The sequence below is a fragment of the Pseudomonas sp. LB1P83 genome, assembly GCF_054897885.1.
Genome location: NZ_CM142709.1, coordinates 5,860,833 through 5,884,288, shown reverse-complemented (window position 1 = coordinate 5,884,288; position 23,456 = coordinate 5,860,833). Strand labels below are relative to the sequence as shown.

The following is a 23,456-nucleotide window of genomic DNA, read 5'->3' as shown; positions in this document are numbered from 1 at the left end:
GTTGAATGGCAGACCGCTATCGCGAGCAGGCTCACTCCCACATTGGGTTTTGTGTTCGGTAGTAGAAGGGCAATCCCGCCATTTCCCGTTTTTTTCACATGTTGTCTGGATAATTCCGCGGATTCTGGCGTCTGAGCCGGTCCCAATTGTGCTATTACCCATAGCCTGAATTTCTGGAACGCTTCCTGAATGGCCACCCGACCGCTGCCCACTGTCAAAACTGCCCGCCGCTCGCGCTTTGTCATGCGTTGGTATTCCTGGCTTTTGCTGGTGGCCGCCGCCGCTTATGGCCTCGCCTTTGCGATGCATTGGGATGATCGCGGTGTGCTCTGGCTGCATGAGCGTTTTGAAAGCCCGGCCGAGCGTCAGGAAAGTATCTGGCTGCCGGATTACCGCGCGGTAATCGACGCCAAGCTGCTACCGGGCATGGAGAAGGACGAAGCGTCGGACCTGGCCTACGACCCGCAAACCAAAACCCTGTTTTCGGTGATGGGCAAAAACCCGTTCCTCGTTGAGCTGACCTTGCAGGGCGACGTCTTGCGCAAGATGCCGCTGGTGGGCTGGAGCAACCCGGAAGGCGTGACCGTGATGGGCAACGGCCTGCTGGCCATCGTCGATGAGCGTGAACACATGCTCTCCATCGTCAAGGTCGATGCCGAGACTCGCGAACTGAACCGCGATAACTTCCCAAAATACGACCTCGGCCCTTCGACAGACCAGAACAAGGCCTTCGAAGCCATCGCCTATGACCCGCGCAACCAGCAACTGCTGCTGGGTGAGGAGCGCCCGCCGGCGCTGTTCAGCTGGAAAAGCGACGGCAGTCAGATCCTCAAGGGTGACAAGCAGAAACTCGCCAATGACGAACTGGACATCCGTAACCTGTCGGGGCTGGCCATCGATCCGCGCACTGGCCACACCCTTGTGCTGTCTGCCGACTCCCACTTGCTGCTGGAGCTGGATGAGAAGGGCGAGCAGGTCAGCTTCATGACCTTGCTGGGCGGCTTCAACGGCCTGAAGAAGACCATTCCGCGTGCCGAAGGCGTGACCATGGACGATGCAGGCAACCTGTACATGGTCAGTGAGCCGAACCTGTTTTACCGTTTCGAAAAGCAGAAATAGGCGCCCCGAATCCAGCAGTTGTGGTCCAAGGCAACTGGCCATTAAGCTTGAATTCATACAGGCGTGATATTTCATCCGCCTGTTTCTGTTTCCGAGCTCGCCTGAATGCGCCGACTTGCCCGTCCCAAACCCCTCATTCTGATCCTGACAGTGATTGCACTGGCCGCGCTGGTTGCGGTCGGTCAATACATGCGTCTATTCGAGCGCGCCTGGTTCAACCTGAACACCCTCTGGCAACCGCTCAGCAGCGAGTCCATTGGTCTGGATCAATACCGGGTGGAGATCGAAGCCCGGGTCATCGATGGGCTCAACGACGATGTTTCGGCGCTGACCTTCGATCCGGTGCGCAAAAGCCTGTTCACCGTCACCAACAAAAACGCCGAGTTGATCGAGCTGTCGCTGGACGGGCGGATCATTCGACGCATTTCGCTGGTTGGCTTCGGTGACCCTGAGGCAGTGGAGTTCATCAGCGCCGACACGTACGTGATCACCGACGAACGCGAGCAACGACTGATCAAGATTCATCTGGAGAAGGACACCACGTTCCTCGACGCGGCGGATGCCGAGCAGATGACCCTCGGTGTGCACATGAGCGGCAACAAGGGTTTCGAAGGCCTGGCCTACGATTCGGTGGGCAAGCGCCTGTTTGTCGCCAAGGAGCGCGACCCGATGCTGATCTACGAAGTGCAGGGTTTCCCGCATTACAACCCGGAGAAATCCTACGCGGTGCACGTGGTCAACAACCCCAAACGCGATGCCGGGATGTTTGTACGAGACCTGTCGAGCCTGCAATACGACGAGCGCAGCGGCCATCTGCTGGCGCTGTCCGACGAGTCGCGGTTGATTCTGGAGCTGGATGTGGACGGGCGACCGCTGAGTACCATGTCATTGAGCAAAGGTCGTCAGGGGTTGCAGAAGACGGTGCCGCAAGCGGAAGGCATCGCCATGGATGACGACGGCACCATGTACCTGGTGAGCGAGCCGAACCTGTTCTACGTCTTCAAAAAACCACCGCAACCCTAAGCAACACCTCAAAACCAATTGTAGGAGCGAAGCTTGCTCGCGAAGAGGCCCTGACAGTCGAGATAAATATGTTGAATGTCAGGGCCTCTTCGCGAGCAAGCTTCGCTCCTACGGGGGGGGCGGCGAACTATCAGGCCTTGAGGGTTTTCACACCTTCGCTAGTACCCAACAACAGCAAATCCGCCGGACGCGCCGCGAACAAGCCATTGGTGACCACGCCAACAATCGCGTTGATCTGCGTCTCCAGCTCAACCGGGTTGGTGATCTGCATGTTGAACACGTCGAGGATGATGTTGCCGTTGTCGGTCAGCACGCCTTCACGGTAAACCGGGTCGCCGCCCAGCTTCACCAGCTCGCGGGCCACGTGGCTGCGGGCCATCGGGATCACTTCGACCGGCAGCGGGAACGCGCCGAGCACCGGCACCAGTTTGCTGCCATCAGCGATGCAGATGAAGGTCTTGGCCACGGCCGCGACAATCTTCTCGCGGGTCAGGGCAGCGCCGCCGCCCTTGATCAGGTTCAGGTGCGCGTCGCTTTCATCGGCGCCGTCGACGTAGAACTCCAGGTCGCTGACAGTGTTCAGCTCATACACCGGAATGCCGTGGCCCTTGAGGCGGGCGGCGGTGGCTTCGGAACTGGCGACCGCGCCATCGAACGCGCCTTTGTGCTTGGCCAGTGCGTCGATGAAGCAGTTGGCGGTGGAGCCGGTGCCGACCCCGACGATGCTCTTGTCGTCGAGTTTCGGGAGGATGAAGTCGACGGCGGCCTGAGCCACTGCCTGTTTGAGTTGATCCTGGGTCATGCGGGCTCCGAGGTGCCGAAGGAGGGAACGAAAGGCCGGCATTATAGGCCCCGGGGCGGGGAAGGTCATTGCCCGATTGGCAGGTTGTGACTGTTCTCTGCATCCGTAACCCTAGCCGTGACCGTTACCCGTAGGAGCGAGGCTTGCCCGCGAAGAGGCCGTTACATCCAGCATAAATGTTGGCAGTTAGATCGCTTTCGCGGGCAAGCCTCGCTCCTACAAGTGTGGTCGCCCGCCCGAAAGCCGGGTTAGACTCCTTGACCCTGCCCAACCCGCTCAGTGATGCTTTCCGATGCTCGAACAGTACGTCAAAAAGATCCTCACCTCGCGCGTTTATGACGTTGCCGTAGAAACCCCATTGCAGACTGCCCGCCAGCTCTCCGAGCGGCTGGGCAACTCTATTTGGCTCAAGCGCGAAGACTTGCAGCCGGTGTTCTCGTTCAAGATTCGCGGCGCCTACAACAAGCTCACTCAGCTGAGCGATGAAGAACGCGCTCGCGGCGTCGTCACCGCGTCGGCGGGCAACCACGCGCAGGGCCTGGCCCTGGCGGCCAAGGTGTTGGGTGTGAAGGCCACCATCGTGATGCCCAAGACCACCCCGGAAATCAAAGTCGAAGGCGTGCGTTCGCGCGGCGGCAAAGTGGTGCTGCACGGGGATTCGTTCCCGGAAGCCCTGGCCTACTCGCTGAAACTGGTCGACGAAAAAGGCTACGTCTACATCCACCCTTACGACGATCCCCACACCATTGCCGGGCAGGGCACGGTGGCGATGGAGATTCTGCGCCAGCACCCTGGGCGTCTGGATGCGATCTTCGTCCCGGTGGGCGGCGGCGGGCTGATCGCCGGGATCGCGGCGTACGTGAAGTACCTGCGCCCGGACATCAAGATCATCGGCGTCGAGCCGGACGATTCCAACTGCCTGCAAGCGGCCATGGCGGCCGGCGAGCGCGTGGTACTGCCGACCGTGGGCCTCTTCGCCGACGGCGTGGCGGTGGCGCAGATCGGTCAGCACACCTTCGACATCTGCAAAGACTACGTCGATGACGTCATCACCGTGAGCACCGACGAAATCTGCGCCGCGATCAAGGACATCTACGACGATACCCGCTCGATCACTGAGCCTGCCGGCGCCCTGGGTGTGGCCGGGATCAAGAAATACGTCGAGCAGAATGGCGTCACCGGCCACACCTTTGTGGCCATCGACTCCGGTGCCAACGTCAACTTCGACCGCCTGCGCCATGTTGCAGAACGCGCCGAACTGGGCGAAGGTCGCGAGGCGATCATCGCCGTGACCATCCCCGAGAAACCGGGCAGCTTCAAGGCGTTCTGCGAAGCCATCGGCAAGCGCCAGATCACCGAATTCAACTACCGCTACAACACCGGTAGCGAAGCGCACATCTTCGTTGGCGTGCAGACGCATCCGGAAACCGACCCGCGCAGTGCGCTGATTGCCAGCCTCGGCGAGCAGGGCTTCCCGGTGCTGGACCTGACCGATAACGAACTGGCCAAGTTGCACATTCGCCATATGGTGGGCGGTCGTGCGGCTCACGTGGTCGATGAAGTGATTCTGCGCTTCGAATTCCCGGAGCGTCCGGGTGCGCTGTTCAACTTCCTCAACAAACTCGGCGGGCGCTGGAACATCTCGATGTTCCACTACCGCAACCACGGTGCGGCGGATGGCCGCGTGGTCGCGGGGCTGCAAGTGCCCCATGACGAACGTCATCTGGTGCCGGCGGCGCTGGAAGAAATCGGTTACCCGTACTGGGACGAAAGCGACAACCCGGCCTATCAGTTGTTTCTTGGCTGAGCGGCTACTCTGATGGGCAGGTCATAAGGAAATCGAACCATGGAAACGTTAACCGCCCTGAAAATGGCGCACACTGCGGCGACGGCCATATTGTTGGGCTGTGCGCTGGGCCTGGGGATATGGGTTTGGCAAACGCGGCGTAGTGGCGATGCGACTGCTGCGGCACGCACGCTACAGCGGCCACGGGTGTTTGTCTGGCTGTTGATGGGCCTGGCGTTGCTGAGCATGCCGTTCACCGGCTGGTGGATGGTACATCTGGTGGGTTGGCCGCTGGGGCAGACCTGGTTGCTGGCGTCGAGTGTGCTTTACACCGTGGCGGCGTTGGGCTGGTTTTGGTTGTTGGTGCGGCTTAACAAGTTGCGCACGGCACCGGGAGGCAGCGGCAAGTTCACCTTTGCCCTCGCATTGTTCAGCTTCGTCTGTTTTATCGCGATTGCGGGGTTGATGGGCGCGAAGCCGGTTTAAGGCTCGGAACCGAGTCGACTCATTCGCGGGCAAGCCTCGCTCCTACAGGATTTGTGTTGTTCGCCTAATTTAGGCGTGACGCAAAACCTGTAGGAGCGAGGCTTGCCCGCGAAGGCGATTTCAGTCGCGCAACGACATTACCGGCCAACCACGCTTCTCGGCTTCGGCGCGCAGATTCGGATCCGGATCGACAGCAATCGGATTCGCCACCTGCTCAAGCAGCGGCAAATCATTCATCGAGTCGCTGTAGAAGTAACTGTCTTCCAGCGAATACCCGGTCTCTTCCAGCCAGCGATTCAACCGCGTGACCTTGCCTTCACGGAAGCACGGAACATCGGTGCTGCGTCCGGTATATCGGCCATCGACCATCTCGCACTCAGTGGCGATCAAGGTTTCAACGCCCAGGCGTTGGGCAATCGGCCCGGTCACAAAACGGTTGGTTGCAGTGATGATCACCAGTTTGTCGCCAGCCTCACGGTGCTTGGCCAACAACTCAATAGCTTTGGGCAACACGATCGGTTCGATGCAGTCGCGCATGTAATCGCTGTGCCACTGATCCAGCGTGGCCATCTCGGTGCGGCCGAGGACTTCCAGGCAGAAGTTCAGATAGGCGTCGTTATCCAGCTTGCCGGCCAGGTAGTCCTGATAAAACTCGTCGTTGCGTGCCTTGTAGGCGACGGCGTCGAGGAAGCCGCGTTCGCACAGGTAATCGCCCCAGGCGTGGTCACTGTCGCCGCCCAAAAGCGTGTTGTCCAAGTCGAATAAAGCCAGCCGCATTGCAGTTACTCGCTGAAAAGTCTGTAGAAAGGCGTCCAGAATACGGACTTTTCACAAGAGTGCACATAAGGTAGGTCGGCTCGTTGCTGCCTTCACAACCTTTGTGGAACAATGCGGCGACATGCGTTTGCGAGGTTGTTGCCGTGATCGACCCCGATGGTTTCCGCCCCAATGTCGGGATCATTCTCACGAATGATGCCGGACAGGTGCTATGGGCTCGCCGTATCAATCAAGATGCCTGGCAGTTTCCACAGGGCGGGATCAACCCCCAGGAGACGCCGGAAGACGCCTTGTATCGCGAGTTGAATGAAGAAGTGGGTCTTGAGCGCGAAGATGTTGAAATTCTCGCCTGCACCCGGGGCTGGTTGCGCTATCGTTTGCCGCAACGTCTGGTCAGGACGCACAGCCAACCGCTGTGCATCGGCCAGAAACAGAAATGGTTTCTCCTGCGCCTGATCTCCAACGAGCAGCGGGTGCGGATGGATTTGACCGGTAAACCGGAGTTCGATGGCTGGCGCTGGGTCAGTTATTGGTATCCGTTGGGCCAGGTGGTGACATTCAAGCGCGAGGTGTATCGACGCGCTCTCAAAGAGCTTGCCCCGCGCCTTTTAACGCGCGACTGACGACGGAGTTCGACCCCGAGCCATGCTCAATACGCTGCGCAAGATCGTCCAGGAAGTTAACTCCGCCAAGGATCTCAAGGCGGCGTTGGGGATTATTGTGTTGCGCGTCAAAGAGGCCATGGGCAGCCAGGTCTGCTCGGTCTACCTGCTTGACCCTGAGACCAACCGCTTCGTGCTGATGGCCACCGAGGGCTTGAACAAGCGCTCGATCGGCAAAGTCAGCATGGCACCCAACGAAGGTCTGGTCGGCCTGGTCGGCACGCGTGAAGAACCCCTGAACCTCGAGAACGCCGCGGATCACCCGCGCTACCGTTACTTCGCCGAGACCGGTGAAGAACGCTACGCCTCATTCCTCGGGGCGCCGATCATTCACCACCGTCGCGTCGTCGGCGTGTTGGTCATTCAGCAAAAAGAACGCCGTCAGTTCGATGAAGGTGAAGAAGCCTTCCTCGTGACCATGAGTGCGCAGCTTGCCGGTGTTATCGCCCACGCCGAAGCCACCGGTTCGATCCGGGGCCTGGGCCGTCAGGGCAAAGGCATTCAGGAAGCCAAGTTCGTCGGCGTACCGGGCTCGCCGGGTGCGGCGGTCGGTACCGCGGTGGTCATGCTGCCGCCGGCCGATCTGGACGTGGTGCCCGACAAGACCATCATCGACATCGAAGCCGAACTCGGTCTGTTCAAGACCGCCATCGAAGGCGTACGCGCCGACATGCGCGCCTTGTCCGCCAAATTGGCCTCGCAGCTGCGCCCCGAAGAGCGGGCCTTGTTCGACGTCTACCTGATGATGCTCGCCGACGAGGCGCTGGGCAACGAAGTGACCACGGTGATCAAGACCGGTCAGTGGGCCCAGGGCGCGTTGCGCCAGGTGGTCACTGAACACGTCAACCGTTTTGAATTGATGGACGACGCCTACCTGCGTGAGCGCGCCTCGGACGTCAAGGACCTTGGTCGCCGCTTGCTCGCCTACTTGCAGGAAGAGCGCCAGCAGAATCTGGTCTACCCGGAAAAAACCATTCTGGTCAGCGAAGAGCTCACGCCAGCGATGCTTGGCGAGGTACCGGAAGGCACGCTGGTCGGTCTGGTTTCGGTCCTCGGCTCAGGCAACTCCCACGTCGCGATCCTCGCTCGGGCGATGGGCATTCCGACGGTGATGGGCCTGGTCGATCTGCCCTATGCCAAGGTCGACGGCATCGAATTGATCGTCGATGGCAATCGCGGCGAGGTCTACACCAACCCCAGCGACGTGCTGCGCAAGCAGTTCGCCGAGGTGGTGGAAGAAGAGAAACAACTGGCGCTCGGCCTTGATACCCTGCGCGACTTGCCGTGCGTGACCCTCGATGGCCACCGCATGCCGCTGTGGGTCAACACCGGCCTGCTGGCGGACGTTGCGCGAGCGCAGAAGCGTGGCGCCGAAGGCGTCGGCTTGTACCGCACCGAAGTGCCGTTCATGATCAACCAGAGGTTCCCGAGCGAAAAGGAGCAGTTGGCGATCTACCGCGAGCAACTCGCCGCGTTCCACCCGCAACCGGTGACCATGCGCAGCCTGGACATCGGCGGCGACAAGTCGCTGTCGTACTTCCCGATCAAGGAAGACAACCCGTTCCTCGGCTGGCGCGGCATTCGCGTCACCCTCGACCACCCGGAAATCTTCCTGGTGCAGACCCGCGCCATGCTCAAGGCCAGCGAAGGCCTGAACAACCTGCGGATTCTGCTGCCGATGATCTCCGGCACCCACGAACTCGAAGAAGCCCTGCACCTGATTCACCGGGCCTGGGGCGAGGTGCGCGACGAAGGCACCGACGTGCCGATGCCGCCGATTGGCGTGATGATCGAGATTCCGGCGGCTGTTTATCAGACCAAGGAACTGGCGCGGCAAGTGGACTTCCTGTCGGTCGGCTCCAACGACCTGACCCAGTACCTGCTGGCGGTCGACCGGAACAACCCGCGTGTCGCCGACCTTTACGACTACCTGCACCCGGCAGTGTTGCAAGCGTTGCAGAACGTGGTGCGCGATGCCCATGCCGAAGGCAAACCCGTGAGTATCTGCGGTGAGATGGCCGGTGACCCGGCGGCGGCGGTGTTGTTGATGGCGATGGGCTTCGACAGCCTGTCGATGAACGCCACCAACTTGCCGAAAGTGAAATGGATGCTGCGTCAGATCAACCTGAGTAAAGCCAAGGAATTGCTGGCCGAGCTGATGACCATCGACAACCCGCAAGTGATCCACAGCTCCCTGCAACTGGCGCTGAAGAACCTTGGGTTGGCGAAGATGGTCAATCCGGCTGCGGTCAAAGCTCTCTAAAAGGCTGATGGCCCCTTCGCGGGCAAGTCGGATCGCCGCACCGCTCGCTCCTACAGATTAGGTTATTCCTGTAGGAGCGAGCGGTGCGGCGATCCGACTTGCCCGCGAGGGCGTCCTCAAATACGCCGCAAATCTAAACCCTGATCACCACTTCCCCAAGATGCCCGCCATACGGCCCGAAACTCCTTTCGACCATATGCCGCGTGCCATCCGCCTGAACAATCAACGCCGTACTCGCCCGCGTCCCGTAAGTGGGACTGGCAATAAACACACTCGACAACAACGTCTCGGTCGCCAACCCCACCCCGGTATCCGGCAACTCGGCAAACGACGCGGCTTGCGGGTCGTTCAGCAAAGCCAATAACGCCTCTGGCTGCGGATCCTCCAACACTTCCTCCAGCGCCGCCCGCGCCTTGAGCAGTTTCGGCCACGGCGTGTCCAGCCCGGCATTCGACAACCCGTAAACCCCGGGTGGCAGCATCACCGCCTCAGACTCCCGTGCATTGAAGTGCCACAGTTCGTTGGCATTACCGATCAGCAGGTTAAATCCAGCATATTCCAGCGAACGTCCGACAACATCGCTTAAGTAATCATCAATTGGCATGTCGCCCAAGAGAAAACCTGCCACCAGCTCACCTCGGGATTTTCGCGACGGTGGCTGATGCGGATCACGGATATTGGTCAGCGCAGCGAAGCGCCCATTGGCTCCGATACCGAGCCAGGTGCCGCCGGCTTCCAAGTCGCGACCGGCGTAGACCTGAGGCGCTTCGGGCCATTGCGCCAAGGGCAGGCTGGGTCGGGCATAAAACTCGTCGCGGTTGGCCGCCACAATCAACGGCTGGGCGTGGCCCGGTCGCCAGGCGAAAACAATCAGGCACATAAGGTGGTCCCAGTGTGTTTTTTGCCCACTCTACGCAGTCGTCGCCTGTCGATCCATTGCCATCCGCAGTGGAGCCTGAGGCCACGCATCCGTTACCATGCCGCTCCGGTTTTGGCTAAGCATTGGGATCGTCCATGGAATTTCTGCTCTATCTGGCGCTGGGCTCCTGCGCGGGCGTGCTGGCCGGGCTGTTCGGGGTTGGCGGCGGGATCATCATCGTCCCGGTGCTGGTGTTCAGTTTCACCTTGCAGGGCTTCGACGCGTCGATCCTGACCCACCTGGCAGTCGGCACGTCCCTGGCGACGATCATCTTTACCTCGGTCAATGCCGTCCGCGAGCATCACCGTCGCGGCGCAGTGCGTTGGCCGATATTCGTGTGGATGACCGTTGGCATTCTGATGGGCGCCGGTTTCGGTGCGCTGACGGCCGAAGCGATTTCCGGCCCGAACCTGCAAAGGATCATCGGTGTGTTTGCATTGATCATCGCCGCGCAATTGGCGCTGGACGTCAAACCCAAGGCCAGCCGAACGGTGCCCGGCAAACTCGGTCTCACCGTGGCCGGCAGTGTGATTGGCTGGGCCTCGGCGATTTTCGGCATTGGCGGCGGCTCGCTGACCGTGCCGTTCCTGACCTGGCGCAGCGTGCCGATGCAGCAAGCGGTGGCGACGTCGTCGGCCTGCGGTCTGCCCATCGCCCTGGCCAGTGCATTAAGTTTCATGATTCTGGGCTGGCACGATCCCTTGCTACCGGCCCATAGTCTCGGTTTTATTTATTTGCCGGCGCTGCTGGGGATTGCCCTGACCAGCATGTTCTTCGCCCGCATCGGCGCACGATTGGCCCACAGGCTGTCGCCGAAGTTGCTGAAAAGGCTGTTCGCCGCTTTGCTGTTCTGCGTAGGCCTGAGCTTCCTGCTCTAGCTCGCAATGCTGGCTTAATCCTGAGGTGGCAGCGTCGCCCGGGAATTCTGGTTTCAACTTAACAAGGAGTCGCAATGCTGCCTTACCCGCAGATCGACCCGGTGGCCCTGGCCATCGGTCCGCTGAAAATCCACTGGTACGGTCTGATGTACCTGATCGGCATCGGCGGCGCCTGGCTGCTGGCATCGCGCCGGCTCAACCGCTTCGACCCGACCTGGACCAAGGAGAAGCTCTCCGACATGGTCTTCTGGATGTCGATGGGCGTCATCGTCGGCGGACGCCTGGGCTATGTGCTGTTCTACGATCTGCACGCTTACCTGGCCAACCCGACGTTGATTTTCGAGGTGTGGAAGGGCGGCATGTCGTTCCATGGCGGCTTCATCGGCGTGATGCTGGCAGCGTTGTGGTTCGGTAAAAAGAACAACAAGTCGTTCTTCCAGCTGATGGACTTCGTCGCGCCGATGGTGCCGATTGGCCTGGGCGCCGGGCGCATTGGCAACTTCATCAACGCCGAGTTGTGGGGCAAGGCGACCGACGTGCCGTGGGCCATGATCTTCCCGCCGTTCAGCGATCCGGCGCAGCTGCCGCGTCACCCCTCGCAGCTGTATCAGTTCGCCCTGGAAGGCGCGGCGCTGTTCGCCATTCTCTGGCTGTTCTCGCGCAAGCCGCGGCCGACCATGGCGGTGTCCGGGATGTTTGCCCTGTTCTACGGCATCTTCCGTTTCATTGTGGAATTCGTCCGCGTACCGGACGCGCAACTGGGCTATCTGGCCTGGAACTGGCTGACCATGGGCCAGGTACTTTGCGTTCCGATGATCGTCGGCGGGCTGTTCCTGATCTGGCTGGCGTATCACCGCGCCCCGGCGACTCCGGCGGCCGCTGTATAAATTCGAATCCCGGGGTGACGACCCCGGGTTCAAGGACACAGGTAACTCATGAAGCAATATCTCGAACTGGTCGCCCACGTCATCAAGAACGGCACCAAACAGGCCAACCGCACCGGCGTGAACACCATCAGCTTTCCGGGCGCGATGCTGCGGTATGACCTGAAAGAAGGTTTCCCGGCGATCACCACGCGCAAGATGGCCTTCAAATCAGCCATCGGCGAGATGTGCGGTTTCCTGCGTGGGGTGAACAACGCTGCCGACTTCCGTGCGCTGGGCTGCAAGGTCTGGGATCAGAACGCCAACGAAAACGCGCAGTGGCTGGCCAATCCGTTCCGTCAGGGCGAAGACGACCTCGGCGAAATCTACGGTGTGCAATGGCGCAAATGGCCAGCGTACAAGCAGATTCCGGTCAGCAATAAAGCCGCCATCGAGCAGACCCTGAGCCAGGGTTATCGTCAGATCGCCGAAGGCGAAGAAGACGGTCAGGCCTACGTCGTTCTGTACAAGGCGATCGACCAGATCCGCCAGTGCGTGGACACCATCATCAAGGACCCGGGCAGCCGCCGCATCCTGTTCCACGGCTGGAACGTCGCCCAGCTCGATGAAATGGCCTTGCCGCCGTGCCACCTGCTGTACCAGTTCCACCCGAATGTAGAGACCAAGGAAATCTCCCTGACCCTCTACATCCGCTCCAACGACCTGGGCCTGGGCACGCCGTTCAACCTCACCGAAGGCGCCGCGCTGCTGAGCCTGATCGGGCGCCTGACCGGCTACACGCCGCGCTGGTTCACCTATTTCATCGGTGATGCCCACGTCTACGAGAACCATCTGGACATGCTCAACGAACAGCTCACGCGCGAGCCGTTCCCGATGCCGAAACTGGTGATCAGCGATCGCGTGCCGGAGTTTGCCAAGACCGGTGTTTACCAGCCGGAGTGGCTGGAGTTGATCGAGCCGGGTGATTTCTCGCTTGAGGGGTATCAGCACCACGCGCCGATGACCGCGCCGATGGCGGTCTGATCGTTTGGCGGGTAGGGCTTTTTTATTAGAAAAGGTTCTACCTGACTGTCATTTCTGACAGTAGGCGAATGAATGAGAGGGTGTTTGACTGATCACGAGGCCACCAGGCCGTGGTCAGCAACACCCTTTCTTTGTTTCTGGAGCCTTGTCATGAAAAACACTGCGGCCGGTGGAACTGTCGGCTTTTCGGAGCAACGTTTCCGCACCTTGCCTCTAAGTACCGGTTTGACAGGTATGCCGCTCATTGGCTGTGAAAGCCAGTCGGGGCTCTTTCATTTCATTCCGAGCCTCGATCCATGGGGATGCGTGGTGCCCATGGAGATATTCACTGGCGCACCTATCTTCGTCGATTCACTGCGTGTTGTCGTACCCGTAAACGATAGGGAATTTCAGATCGGCGATCAGGTTCGCGTGCAATGGCAGGCGTTTGGCGGGACCGGGAACTGTTACCGGTCGCTACCCCAGCCGGCAGTGAACTTCACCTCGCTGCATTTTACTGTTCCCGATGAAACGGCCAGGCAGTTTGAAGGAGACCGGGTAGAGGTGATTTTTGTGATCGAAAGGGGGGCGATTACCCTACCTTCCGCTTCGTTGTTCATGACGTTCGCCCCGGCACTCATTCAAACCGGTCCTATTGCTATTGAGGGTGTCTCGGAGGGTGTTCTGGAGATTGATCAATACCCCGATGGCGTTTTTCTAATCATTCCAACGATAAAAAACCTGCGAACAAACAACGCCATTGAAGTGTCCTGGAGAAGTAGCGCGAATGGCGGGTCGGGCGGAGCCTGGCGGGATTATCAGCGCAAGTTGGCGGTCAGTACCGATTCACCCACCGGGTTTCGCATTGAGCCTTCTGTCTATCAGGGGCATCGGGGTGAGTCGGTTCACCTGTTCTGCAGCCTTTTCCTGGGCTCGGGCATGGTCCCGGGGATCAGTTACGGCATGGGCCCCCGAGGCACCCTGGAGTTTAAATTGATCTAGGCGCTTGATGTGGCGATGCTGGAAGGTTAATAGCACTACGCGACGATGGCGGTTCAAGCCTGAGCAACAAACCCCTGTAGGAGTGAGCCTGCTCGCGATGAGGCCATTACATTCGACATAGATGTTGACTGTATGACCGCCATCGCGAGCAGGCTCACTCCTACATATGATTTGAGGTGTTCTTAGTGGCCGTGGCTGCGGCCTACATGCGAATGCTCGACCTCCGTCGCCACAACCCCGCCACTCACTTCCAGTCGCTGCAAAATCCCGCATTGATCAATATCCGGCCCCTCGCTGCAGCGTTGGCGCAGGTCGAGCAGTTGCGTTTGCAACGCCAACAACCCATCAATCCGCGCCTTCACGTGATGAATGTGCTCGTCAATCAGCGCATTCACACTTTCACACTGATCCTGAGGACTGTCGCGCAGGGCCAGCAGGCTGCGGATCTCTTCGAGGGTCATGTCGAGGGTGCGGCAGTTGCGGATGAAGGTCAGACGTTCGGCTTGGGCCTGGGTGTAGACGCGATAGTTGCCGTCGCTGCGAGCCGGCTCTGGCAATAGGTTTTCGCGCTCGTAGTAGCGAATGGTTTCCACGGCGCAGTCGGTCAGTTTGGCCAGTTCTCCGATCTTCATCGCGACAATCTCCAAAAGGGTGCTTGACCCTATAGTGGCTACAGGGTCTTTACTTGGCAACAGGCACCTTCATGGACGCAACCAATGAGCGATTCCCTTCACACCCACAAACCCGAGGCTGATCACGATCACGATCACGATCACGATCACGGCCACAAGCTGCAGCCTGTGCAGAAACACGAGCATGGCGGCCACGGGGACTCTTGCTGTTCCTCAAAAGCGGCAGCGCCATCGCTGATCAAGTTGAGCGACAAGCCGACCGACGGCGCACGGCTGAGCAGTTTTCGCATCGACGCCATGGATTGCCCGACCGAGCAGACGCTGATCCAGAACAAACTGGGCAAGCTGGCGGGTGTGCAGCAACTGGAATTCAACCTGATCAATCGGGTACTGGGCGTGACCCATGACCTGCCGAGCACTGCGCCGATTATTGAGGCAATCAAGTCGCTGGGTATGGTGGCCGAACCGATGGAGCAGGGCGTCGAAGCGCCCGCTCCCGCGCCCGAGAAAAAGCCGTGGTGGCCATTGGCGCTGTCCGGCGTGACCGCGCTCGCCGCCGAAGTGATTCACTTCACTAGCGCGGCGCCCAATTGGGTCGTGGCGGTTATCGCGTTGATCTCGATCCTCAGCGGCGGTCTCAGCACCTATAAGAAGGGCTGGATCGCCCTGAAAAACTTCAACCTGAACATCAACGCGCTGATGAGCATCGCGGTGACCGGCGCGATTCTGATCGGGCAGTGGCCGGAAGCGGCGATGGTGATGTTCCTGTTTACCGTGGCTGAATTGATCGAAGCCAAGTCCCTGGACCGCGCGCGCAACGCTATCAGCGGTTTGATGCAGATGACGCCGGAGCAGGCCACGGTGCTGCAGGCCGACGGCAGCTGGATTTTGCAGGACGTCAAAACCATTGAGCTGGGCGCGCGGGTGCGAGTCCGTCCCGGCGAGCGAATTGGTCTGGACGGCGAAGTCGTGTCGGGCAGTTCGACCATCGATCAGGCGCCGATCACTGGTGAAAGCCTGCCGGTTGAGAAAACCATTGGCGACAAGGTGTTCGCCGGCACCATCAACCAGGCCGGCTCCCTGGAATACTCAGTGACCGCCGCCGCCAACAATTCGACCCTGGCACGGATCATCCACGCCGTCGAACAGGCCCAAGGGGCACGGGCACCGACCCAGCGCTTCGTTGACCAGTTTTCGAAAATCTACACACCCGCGGTGTTCATCTTCGCCCTCGCGGTGGCAGTGATTCCGCCGCTGTTCATGGACGCCGTCTGGTTCGACTGGATCTATCGCGCGCTGGTGTTGCTGGTGGTCGCGTGCCCCTGCGCATTGGTGATTTCCACCCCGGTGACCATCGTCAGCGGCCTCGCGGCGGCGGCGCGCAAAGGGATTCTGGTCAAGGGCGGCGTCTATCTGGAGGGAGGTTACAAACTCGACTATCTGGCGCTGGACAAGACCGGCACGATTACCCACGGCAAGCCGGTGCAGACCGATTATCTGTCGCTTGATCCCACGGCCGATGCCTCGGCGCCGGCAATTGCCGCAGCGTTGGCCGGACGTTCGGACCACCCGGTGTCGCTGGCCATCGCCAACGCGGCTGTGGATAAACAATTGGCGCCACTCATTGTGGATAACTTCGAAGCCTTGGCCGGTCGCGGTGTCCGCGGTGAAATCAACGGTCAGGTCTACCATTTGGGCAATCACCGCTTGGTAGAAGAGTTGAACCTGTGCTCGCCTGCGCTGGAAGAAAAGCTGTTTGCACTGGAAAAACAGGGCAAATCCGTGGTGCTGTTGCTCGACACGTCCGGCCCGCTGGCCCTGTTCGCCGTGGCGGATACGGTCAAAGAGTCCAGCCGCGAAGCGATCCAGCAACTGCACGATCTGGGCGTCAAAACCCTGATGCTGACCGGCGACAACGTCCACACCGCTCAGGCGATTGCCGCGCAAGTCGGCATCGACGAGGCCAAGGGCGATCTGCTTCCGACCGACAAGCTGCAAGCCATCGAGGCGCTTTATGCACAGGGCCATAACGTCGGTATGGTCGGCGACGGCATCAACGATGCGCCGGCGCTGGCCCGGGCCGAGATAGGTTTTGCCATGGCCGCAGCCGGCACCGATACTGCCATCGAGACCGCCGATGTCGCCCTGATGGACGACGATCTGCGCAAGATCCCCGCGTTCATCCGCTTGTCGCGGCAGACCTCGAGCATCCTCAAGCAGAACATCGCGCTCGCTTTGGTCATCAAGGCTATCTTTCTTGGGGTAACCTTCGCCGGGATCGCCACCATGTGGATGGCGGTGTTCGCCGACATGGGCGTGAGCCTGTTGGTGGTGTTCAACGGTTTGCGTCTGCTGCGCAAATAAGCGATGAGGAACGGGTGTGCTGAGTGCCGAGCTGAAGGCGTTTTATATGGTTGCCCGCTTGGGCAGCATTACCCTGGCGGCGAAAAAGCTCGGCCTGAGTCAGCCCACCGTGACCACGCAAATCCGCAATCTGGAAAGTCAGTACTCAGTCGAACTGTTCTACCGTGGCGGCCGCCGCCTCAGCGTCAGCGACGAAGGCGCGCGGTTGTTGCCGATGGTCAAGGCGCTGTTGCAGCAGGAAGCCGACATCGAGTTTTTCCTGCGTAACAGCGGCCAGGTCCAGGGCACGTTGCGCATCGCCGCCACGGCGCCGTATTACATTCTCGATCTGGTGAAGACCTTCCGCGAGCGCTTGCCGCAGGTGGAAGTGTCGGTGGAAATCGGCAACTCGCAGCAGGTGCTGGAGGCGCTGGAGGATTACCGGGTCGACGTCGCCGCTTCCTCGCAACTGCTCGATGACGCACGGCTGATTCGCCGGGTGCTCGGCAGCGATCCGCTGGTGTTGGCGGTGCATCGCAATCATCCGTTGGCGGTGCACGATCATGTGCCGCTCAGCGCGTTGGCCGGGCATACGTTATTGATGCGTGAGTCCGGCTCGACCACTCGGCGATTGACCGAAGAGTTGCTGGCGAGCGCCGGGGTGAGTTTCGGACCGTTGCTGGAGATTGGCAGCCGTGAATCGATTCGTGAGGCGGTGCTGCGCAACATCGGCATCAGCATCATCGCCCGGCAGGAAGTGCCGCATGATCCGCAACTGCGCGTGCTGACCATCGAGAATGCGCCGCAGATTCCCGAGTATTTGTACTGCCTCAAGGAACGCAAAGGCGCACGGCTGCCGGCGGCGTTTCTGGGTTTGGCGCAGGAAATGGCTCCGGCCTAAAAGTTGTGGTGACTGGTCTGGCCTCTTCGCGGGCAAGCCTCGCTCCTACAGGGGAATGCGATCGACCTGTAGGAGCGAGGCTTGCCCGCGAAGGCGTCAGATCAGCCAACGCATGACTTGAACCCCCAACCCAAATCCCTGAATACCACTATCAGCCGTTTTTGCCTCACTGCCACATGACGGACGCATTACAAAACTAGGATGGCTCTCATCTGCTTGATGAGGCCCACCCATGAACCACTCGATCGCAACTGCCCTGACCAACCCCGGCGCCCCGATGAAAGTGCGTGGCGTGCAGAAACGCTTTGGCGCGTTCACCGCGCTGGATAACGTTTCCCTCGACGTGGCGGCCGGTGAGCTGGTGTGCCTGCTGGGCCCGTCGGGCTGTGGCAAAACCACCTTGCTGCGCTGCATCGCCGGTCTGGAGAAGCAGGACGACGGCGAATTGTTCCTGGGTGATCGCAACGTTTCCCATCTGGCACCCCAGGCGCGGGACTACGGCATTCTCTTCCAGTCCTACGCGCTGTTCCCCAATCTCACCGTCGAAGCGAACATTGCCTACGGGCTCGCCGGCAGTGGCCGTGATGAAGTGCGCAAGCGTGTGGGTCAGATGCTGGAACTGGTCGGCTTGATCGGCAGTGAGAAAAAGTACCCCGGTCAATTGTCCGGCGGCCAACAGCAACGTGTTGCACTGGCTCGGGCGTTGGCGCCGGCGCCGTCGTTGTTGCTGCTCGACGAACCGATGTCGGCCCTCGACGCTCGAGTTCGCGAGCATCTGTGCACCGAATTGCGCCAATTGCAGCGCAACCTCGGCGTCACCACCCTGATGGTCACGCACAATCAGGACGAGGCCATGCTGATGGCCGACCGCATCGCCGTGATGAACAACGGCAAGGTCGAGCAGTACGCCACGCCGCAGGAAATCTACGACCGCCCGGCGACGCCGTTTGTGGCGGAGTTTGTCGGCCAGGGCAACTGGCTGCCGTTCAACCGCAGCAGCGACAGCCACGCCCAAGTCGGCGGGATGAGCATGCGCCTGGCGGATGGCAGCGCTAAAACCACGTCGGGTCGTCTGTTCTGCCGCCCGGAAGCGATCAACGTCAACCCGCTGGTGCATGAAGAAAACCTGTTCCCGGCCAAGGTTCGCGAGATCACTTTCCTCGGCAACCGCTGCCGCATGAGCTTCGAACTCGATCAACTGCCCGGCCACGCATTGCTGGCAGAACTGGCACCGGAAGCCATGCCGCGTCTTGGCGCGCAGCAGATCATGGTCGCCTTGCCACCGCGCAGCCTGCAGGTGTTTGCCTGATGAGCACGAACATCGCGCTGCCGATACCGCACAAGCAGGTTCGGCAGACCTCCCGTGCTGAAATCGGTGACCGGGTGTTCGTGGTCGGCGGCAAAGTCCTGTTGCTGGTGTTGCTCGGCATCGCGGTGTTGATGCCGTTGCTGGCGATCTTCTGGCGTGGTTTCAGTTCCGAGGCCGGGCAGGGCGGTGGTCTGGTGGCTGCGCGCGAATTGGTCACCAGTGAAAATTTTCACTGGTTGCTCGGCAACAGCCTGAAGGTTTCCCTCAGCGTCGCCGCCATTGTCGTACCGCTGGCCTACCTGTTTGCCTACGGCCTGCAACGCACGTTGATTCCGGGCAAAGGTATCTGGCGCGGCATGTCGCTGTTGCCTCTGATGGCGCCGTCGATGCTGCCGGGGATTGCGCTGGTTTATCTGTTCGGCAACCAGGGCATGTTGCGTGGTTTGCTCTCGGACAATATTTACGGCTTCTGGGGCATTGTGCTGGGTGAGGTCATCTACACCTTCCCACACGCGCTGATGATTTTACTGTCGGCGCTTTCACTGGCGGATGCGCGACTGTTCGATGCCGCTTCCAGCATGGGCGCCAGTCCGGCCAAAGCCTTCCGCAGCATCACCTGGCCGGCGACGCGTCAGGCAGTGTTCGCCGCATTCTGTCTAGTGTTCACCTTGACCATCACCGACTTCGGCGTGCCCGTGGTGGTCGGTGGCGACTATCAAGTGCTGGCGCTGGAAGCCTACAAAGCCGTGGTCGGCCAGCAACAGTTCGGTCGCGGCGCGTTGATCGGCATGGTCCTGCTGCTGCCGGCGCTGTTTAGCTTCGCAGTGGATGCCTGGCTGCGTCGCCGTCACGGCGATTCCATGAGCGGTCGGGCTCAGGTGTTTCAACCGGCACCGTCGAAGCTGCGTGACGGCTGTTACCTGGCCATCGTATTGCTGATCTGCGCGGTGTTGCTGCTGGTGTTCGGCATGGCGGTGTTCTCCTCGCTGGTGAAATTCTGGCCGTACAACCTGTCGCTGTCGCTCAACCATTACCAGTTCAACGACACCGCGGGCGGCGGCTGGCTGGCCTACGGCAACAGCGTGAAGATGGCTTTGTGCACGGCGTTGATCGGCAGCGTGCTGATCTTCACCGGCGCCTACCTGATGGAAAAAACCAAAGGCCAGCGCGGATTGAACCTGACCCTGCGCATGCTCAGTTTCGTGCCGATGGCGGTGCCGGGTCTGGTGCTGGGCCTGGGTTACGTCTTCTTCTTCAACCTCACCGGCAACCCGCTGCATGTGCTGTACGGGACCATGACCCTGCTGGTGGTCTGCACCATTGCTCACTATTTGACCACCGCGCAAATGACCGCGACCACCGCGCTGCGCCAACTCGACGCCGAGTTCGAAGCCGCCGCATTGTCGCTCAAGGCTCCGCTGTATCGGCACTACCTGCGCGTCACCGTGCCGATCTGCCTGCCGGCGCTGCTGGACATCGTGCGCTACCTGTTCGTCTCGGCGATGACCACCGTCTCGGCCGCGATTTTCCTCTACAGCCCCGACACCATCCTCGCGGCGGTGGCGGTGCTGAACATGGATGACGCCGGCAATGTCGGCGGCGCGGCGGCGATGTCGACTCTGATTCTGTTCACCTCGGCGGGCGTATCCCTGCTGCTGGCCTGGGCCTCGCGCGGTTTGCTGCGCCGTTCCCAGGCCTGGCGGCAGACCGCGCCTGGCCACTGATTCACACCCTCAACTCACAAGACAGGAAACCGATCATGTTCAAGCCTATGGCCCTGGCCGCTGCTGTGCTCGCTACTTTCAGCCTGAACGCCTTCGCGGCGCAAACCGAGTTGACGGTGTACACCGCCCTCGAAGCCGAACAACTGAAGACCTACAAAGAAGCCTTCGAAAAAGCCAACCCGGACATCGAGATCAAATGGGTGCGCGATTCCACCGGCATCATCACCGCCAAACTGCTGGCCGAAAAAGCCCGCCCGCAGGCTGATGCAGTCTGGGGCCTGGCGGCGTCGAGCCTGGCGATTCTCGATCAGCAAGGCATGCTGCAAAGTTACGCACCAAAGGACCTGGGCAAGATCGGCGGCAATTACCGCGATGCGGCCAACCCGCCAGCCTGGGTCGGCATGGACGTCTGGGCCGCGACCATTTGCTTCAACACGGTCGAAGCCGAGAAGCAGGGTTTGACAAAGCCTGTGAGCTGGCAGGATCTGACCAAGCCTGAGTACAAAGGCAAAATCGTGATGCCGAACCCGGCCTCGTCCGGCACCGGTTTCCTCGATGTCAGCGCCTGGCTGCAAACCTTCGGCGAGAAGCAGGGCTGGCAGTACATGGACGACCTGCACCAGAACATCGGCCAGTACGTCCACTCCGGTTCCAAGCCTTGCAAACTGGCGGCTGCGGGCGAATTCCCGATCGGTATTTCCTTTGAATACCCGGCCGTTCAGTTGAAGCGTCAGGGTGCGCCGCTGGACATCATCCTGCCGAAAGAAGGCCTGGGCTGGGAAATCGAAGCGACCGCTGTGATCAAGGGCACACCGCACGAAGAAGCAGCGAAGAAACTGGCGGACTTCTCGGCAAGTCCGGCGGCGATGGATTTGTACAAAGAGAACTTTGCTGTCCTTGCACAGCCTGGCATCGCCAAACCGCAGACCGAATTGCCGGCGGATTACGAGCAGCGTTTGATCAAGAACGACTTTGCCTGGGCCTCGAAGAATCGCGACGAGATCCTGACCGAGTGGCGCAAGCGTTATGACGGCAAGTCCGAGAAAGTCGCTGCCAAGTAACTGACTCACACATCCTGTGGCGAGGGAGCTTGCTCCCGCTGGAGCGCGAAGCGGTCCCCAGTGCACCGATTTTACGACTGCTGCGCAGCCGAACGGGAGCAAGCTCCCTCGCCACAAAAGCGGGATTATCTTCATGACACAACACAATGACATGCTGATCGTAGGCGCCGGCATCCTCGGCCTGTCCCACGCCTACGCCGCTGCCAGACGCGGTCTCAAAGTCACGGTTTTCGAACGCAGCGAAACCCCGCTCGGCGCCTCGGTCCGCAACTTCGGCCAGGCCCTCGTCACCGGTCAGCCACCGGGCCCGATGCTCGAACTGGCCAAAGCCAGCCGCGAGATCTGGGGTCAATGGGCACAACGGGCCGGCCTGCAACTCAAGCGCAACGGCTCGTACCTGTTCGCCCGCAGCGAAGCCGAAGAACACTTGCTGGAAGCCTTCTGCGCCGGCCGCGCCGTGGAACACGGTTACCGCGTCGACCTGCTGCGCGGCGCTGCTCTACGCGATCTGTACGGCGGCCAGTTCCGCCATCACCGGGCTGCGTTGCACGGCATGGACGATCAGCAACTGTATTCCCGCGAAGCGATTCCGGCGCTAATCGACTACCTGCGCCGCGAACTCGGCGTCGAGTTTCACTTCTCCACGTTGGTGCGCGACATCGAACCGGGTCGCCTGCACAGCACCGCCGGCACTTTCAGTGCCGAGCAGATCATCGTCTGCTCCGGCCACGACTATCAGACGTTGCTGGCCGAGCCGATTGCCGCGCTCAACCCGCAAATCTGTCGCCTGCAAATGCTCCGCGCCCGACCGCAAATCAACCTGAACCTGCAACACGCTTTGCTCACCGGTTTGAGCTGCGTGCATTACGGCGCTTTCGCCGATCTGCCGGAAGCGGCGGCGGTGCACGCGCAAATACTGCGGGACGAGCCGCACCTGCATGAAAACGGCATCCATCTGCTGATCAGCCCGACGCCGTACGGTGAGTTGATCATCGGCGACTCCCACCATTACGGCAGCGATCCGTCGCCGTTCAATGCCGAGCAAGTGGACAACTGGATGATTGAACTCTCTGAACAAACCCTGGGTTGCAAGGTGCAAGTGGTCGAGCGTTGGCAGGGTGTCTATGGTTCTCGGGGCCCGGGGCCGTTCTCGTTCTTGCGGCCGATGCCAGGTGTGAGCGTGGCACTGATGCACACCGGGGTCGGCATGAGTGTTGGGCCGGCGATGGCTGAGCGTAATGTCGCTCAAGTGTTGGGGGAAGATTGATGGCGGGTCATGAGCAAGTGATTGCCGAGGTGTTCGGTTTGTACGAGCGTTTTGGCGACAGCGATTACATCGGCGAGCCGGTGTCGCAGATCGAGCACATGTCCCAGGCGGCTGAACTGGCCATGGCGGAAGGCTTCGATGATGAAGTGGTGCTGGCCGCTTTCTTCCACGACATCGGGCACATCTGTACAGACAGCGCGCAAAACATGGGCGGTTTCGGCGTGGTCAGCCACGAGCGTCTGGGCGCCGACTACTTGCGTCGCGCAGGTTTCAGCGAGCGCATGGCGCGGCTGGTGGAATACCACGTTCAGGCCAAGCGTTATCTGACACTCAAAGAGCCCGGGTACTACGAGCGATTGAGCGAAGCCAGCCGCCGGACCCTGGAGTATCAGGGCGGGGTGATGACGCCTGCCGAGGCTGAAGCCTTCGAACAAGACCCGTTGTGCGAAGTCAGTTTGCGCATGCGGCACTGGGATGAGTTGGCCAAGGAGTTGTGGGTGCCGGTGATTGATCTGGGGGTGTTGAAGGACAAGGCGTTGCGGTTGTTGGCTGCGTAAAGCCTCGAAACCGAGTCGCTACCATCGCGAGCAGGCTCACTCCCACAGGTTCCGTAGTG

Annotated in this window: 21 protein-coding genes; 17 read left to right on the top strand and 4 right to left on the bottom strand. The window is 60.5% G+C overall.

The window, feature by feature from the left end:
- Positions 1-189: 189 nt before the first annotated feature.
- Together ACYZTY_RS27060 and ACYZTY_RS27055 are read left to right on the top strand one after the other, a co-directional pair.
- Positions 190-1,119: an SdiA-regulated domain-containing protein gene (locus tag ACYZTY_RS27060; RefSeq protein ID WP_461956184.1), complete on the top strand. Its 930-nt coding sequence runs from the start codon at positions 190-192 to the stop codon at positions 1,117-1,119.
- Between the two features lie 105 nt (positions 1,120-1,224).
- Positions 1,225-2,142, top strand: coding sequence for an SdiA-regulated domain-containing protein (locus tag ACYZTY_RS27055; protein ID WP_461956183.1), 918 nt, complete (start codon positions 1,225-1,227; stop codon positions 2,140-2,142).
- 130 nt (positions 2,143-2,272) lie between these two features.
- Here the strand turns inward: ACYZTY_RS27055 and rpiA are convergent, their stop codons facing one another.
- Positions 2,273-2,944: a ribose-5-phosphate isomerase RpiA gene (rpiA, locus tag ACYZTY_RS27050; protein WP_461956182.1), complete on the bottom strand. Its 672-nt coding sequence runs from the start codon at positions 2,942-2,944 to the stop codon at positions 2,273-2,275.
- Positions 2,945-3,236: 292 nt separating this feature from the next.
- Here rpiA and ilvA point away from each other — a divergent pair, with 292 nt between their 5' ends.
- Both ilvA and ACYZTY_RS27040 read left to right on the top strand, forming a co-directional pair.
- Entirely contained in the window at positions 3,237-4,751 is a 1,515-nt protein-coding gene (gene ilvA, locus ACYZTY_RS27045; protein ID WP_461956181.1) for a threonine ammonia-lyase, biosynthetic, read from the top strand.
- Between the two features lie 39 nt (positions 4,752-4,790).
- On the top strand, positions 4,791-5,216 hold the full coding sequence (locus ACYZTY_RS27040; RefSeq protein ID WP_461956180.1) for a DUF2269 domain-containing protein: 426 nt from the start codon (positions 4,791-4,793) through the stop codon (positions 5,214-5,216).
- A gap of 120 nt (positions 5,217-5,336) precedes the next feature.
- Here ACYZTY_RS27040 and ACYZTY_RS27035 read toward each other — a convergent pair whose 3' ends face one another.
- Positions 5,337-5,993: a histidinol-phosphatase gene (locus ACYZTY_RS27035; protein ID WP_461956179.1), complete on the bottom strand. Its 657-nt coding sequence runs from the start codon at positions 5,991-5,993 to the stop codon at positions 5,337-5,339.
- 143 nt (positions 5,994-6,136) lie between these two features.
- Here ACYZTY_RS27035 and ACYZTY_RS27030 point away from each other — a divergent pair, with 143 nt between their 5' ends.
- Together ACYZTY_RS27030 and ptsP are read left to right on the top strand one after the other, a co-directional pair.
- Positions 6,137-6,616 carry an RNA pyrophosphohydrolase gene (locus ACYZTY_RS27030; protein WP_007945562.1) on the top strand — a complete coding sequence of 160 codons (480 nt, stop codon included), beginning with the start codon at positions 6,137-6,139 and terminating at the stop codon, positions 6,614-6,616.
- Between the two features lie 22 nt (positions 6,617-6,638).
- Entirely contained in the window at positions 6,639-8,918 is a 2,280-nt protein-coding gene (gene ptsP / locus ACYZTY_RS27025; RefSeq protein ID WP_461956178.1) for a phosphoenolpyruvate--protein phosphotransferase, read from the top strand.
- A gap of 133 nt (positions 8,919-9,051) precedes the next feature.
- Here ptsP and ACYZTY_RS27020 read toward each other — a convergent pair whose 3' ends face one another.
- Positions 9,052-9,798, bottom strand: a complete 747-nt coding sequence (locus ACYZTY_RS27020) for an NRDE family protein (RefSeq protein ID WP_461956177.1) — start codon at positions 9,796-9,798, stop codon at positions 9,052-9,054.
- 134 nt (positions 9,799-9,932) lie between these two features.
- Between ACYZTY_RS27020 and ACYZTY_RS27015 the strand changes: the two genes are divergently transcribed.
- The 4 genes from ACYZTY_RS27015 to ACYZTY_RS27000 all read left to right on the top strand — a co-directional run bounded on the left by ACYZTY_RS27015 (position 9,933) and on the right by ACYZTY_RS27000 (position 13,603).
- Complete coding sequence (locus ACYZTY_RS27015; RefSeq protein ID WP_461956176.1) at positions 9,933-10,715, top strand: sulfite exporter TauE/SafE family protein; 783 nt, start codon at positions 9,933-9,935, stop codon at positions 10,713-10,715.
- A gap of 74 nt (positions 10,716-10,789) precedes the next feature.
- Positions 10,790-11,602, top strand: coding sequence for a prolipoprotein diacylglyceryl transferase (gene lgt, locus ACYZTY_RS27010; RefSeq protein WP_461956175.1), 813 nt, complete (start codon positions 10,790-10,792; stop codon positions 11,600-11,602).
- Between the two features lie 48 nt (positions 11,603-11,650).
- Positions 11,651-12,622 carry a thymidylate synthase gene (locus ACYZTY_RS27005; RefSeq protein ID WP_461956174.1) on the top strand — a complete coding sequence of 324 codons (972 nt, stop codon included), beginning with the start codon at positions 11,651-11,653 and terminating at the stop codon, positions 12,620-12,622.
- 150 nt (positions 12,623-12,772) lie between these two features.
- The gene (locus ACYZTY_RS27000; protein WP_461956173.1) at positions 12,773-13,603 is read left to right on the top strand and encodes a hypothetical protein; all 831 of its coding nucleotides are present in this window, start codon (positions 12,773-12,775) and stop codon (positions 13,601-13,603) included.
- Between the two features lie 182 nt (positions 13,604-13,785).
- Here the strand turns inward: ACYZTY_RS27000 and cadR are convergent, their stop codons facing one another.
- The gene (cadR, locus tag ACYZTY_RS26995; protein ID WP_461956172.1) at positions 13,786-14,235 is read right to left on the bottom strand and encodes a Cd(II)/Pb(II)-responsive transcriptional regulator; all 450 of its coding nucleotides are present in this window, start codon (positions 14,233-14,235) and stop codon (positions 13,786-13,788) included.
- Positions 14,236-14,319: 84 nt separating this feature from the next.
- Here cadR and ACYZTY_RS26990 point away from each other — a divergent pair, with 84 nt between their 5' ends.
- The 7 genes from ACYZTY_RS26990 (at position 14,320) to ACYZTY_RS26960 (ending at position 23,397) form a co-directional block, all read left to right on the top strand.
- On the top strand, positions 14,320-16,599 hold the full coding sequence (locus ACYZTY_RS26990; protein WP_461956171.1) for a heavy metal translocating P-type ATPase: 2,280 nt from the start codon (positions 14,320-14,322) through the stop codon (positions 16,597-16,599).
- 16 nt (positions 16,600-16,615) lie between these two features.
- Positions 16,616-17,479 carry a LysR family transcriptional regulator gene (locus tag ACYZTY_RS26985; RefSeq protein WP_033060537.1) on the top strand — a complete coding sequence of 288 codons (864 nt, stop codon included), beginning with the start codon at positions 16,616-16,618 and terminating at the stop codon, positions 17,477-17,479.
- Between the two features lie 232 nt (positions 17,480-17,711).
- Positions 17,712-18,788, top strand: coding sequence for a putative 2-aminoethylphosphonate ABC transporter ATP-binding protein (locus tag ACYZTY_RS26980; protein WP_461956170.1), 1,077 nt, complete (start codon positions 17,712-17,714; stop codon positions 18,786-18,788).
- Positions 18,788-20,512, top strand: a complete 1,725-nt coding sequence (locus ACYZTY_RS26975; RefSeq protein WP_461956169.1) for a putative 2-aminoethylphosphonate ABC transporter permease subunit — start codon at positions 18,788-18,790, stop codon at positions 20,510-20,512. The genes ACYZTY_RS26980 and ACYZTY_RS26975 overlap by 1 nt, the downstream gene beginning before the upstream one ends.
- A 35-nt stretch (positions 20,513-20,547) precedes the next feature.
- Positions 20,548-21,573, top strand: a complete 1,026-nt coding sequence (locus tag ACYZTY_RS26970) for a putative 2-aminoethylphosphonate ABC transporter substrate-binding protein (RefSeq protein WP_461956168.1) — start codon at positions 20,548-20,550, stop codon at positions 21,571-21,573.
- 133 nt (positions 21,574-21,706) lie between these two features.
- Positions 21,707-22,840, top strand: coding sequence for a TIGR03364 family FAD-dependent oxidoreductase (locus ACYZTY_RS26965; RefSeq protein WP_461956167.1), 1,134 nt, complete (start codon positions 21,707-21,709; stop codon positions 22,838-22,840).
- Entirely contained in the window at positions 22,840-23,397 is a 558-nt protein-coding gene (locus ACYZTY_RS26960; RefSeq protein ID WP_461956166.1) for a phosphonate degradation HD-domain oxygenase, read from the top strand. The genes ACYZTY_RS26965 and ACYZTY_RS26960 overlap by 1 nt, the downstream gene beginning before the upstream one ends.
- Positions 23,398-23,456 lie beyond the last annotated feature (59 nt).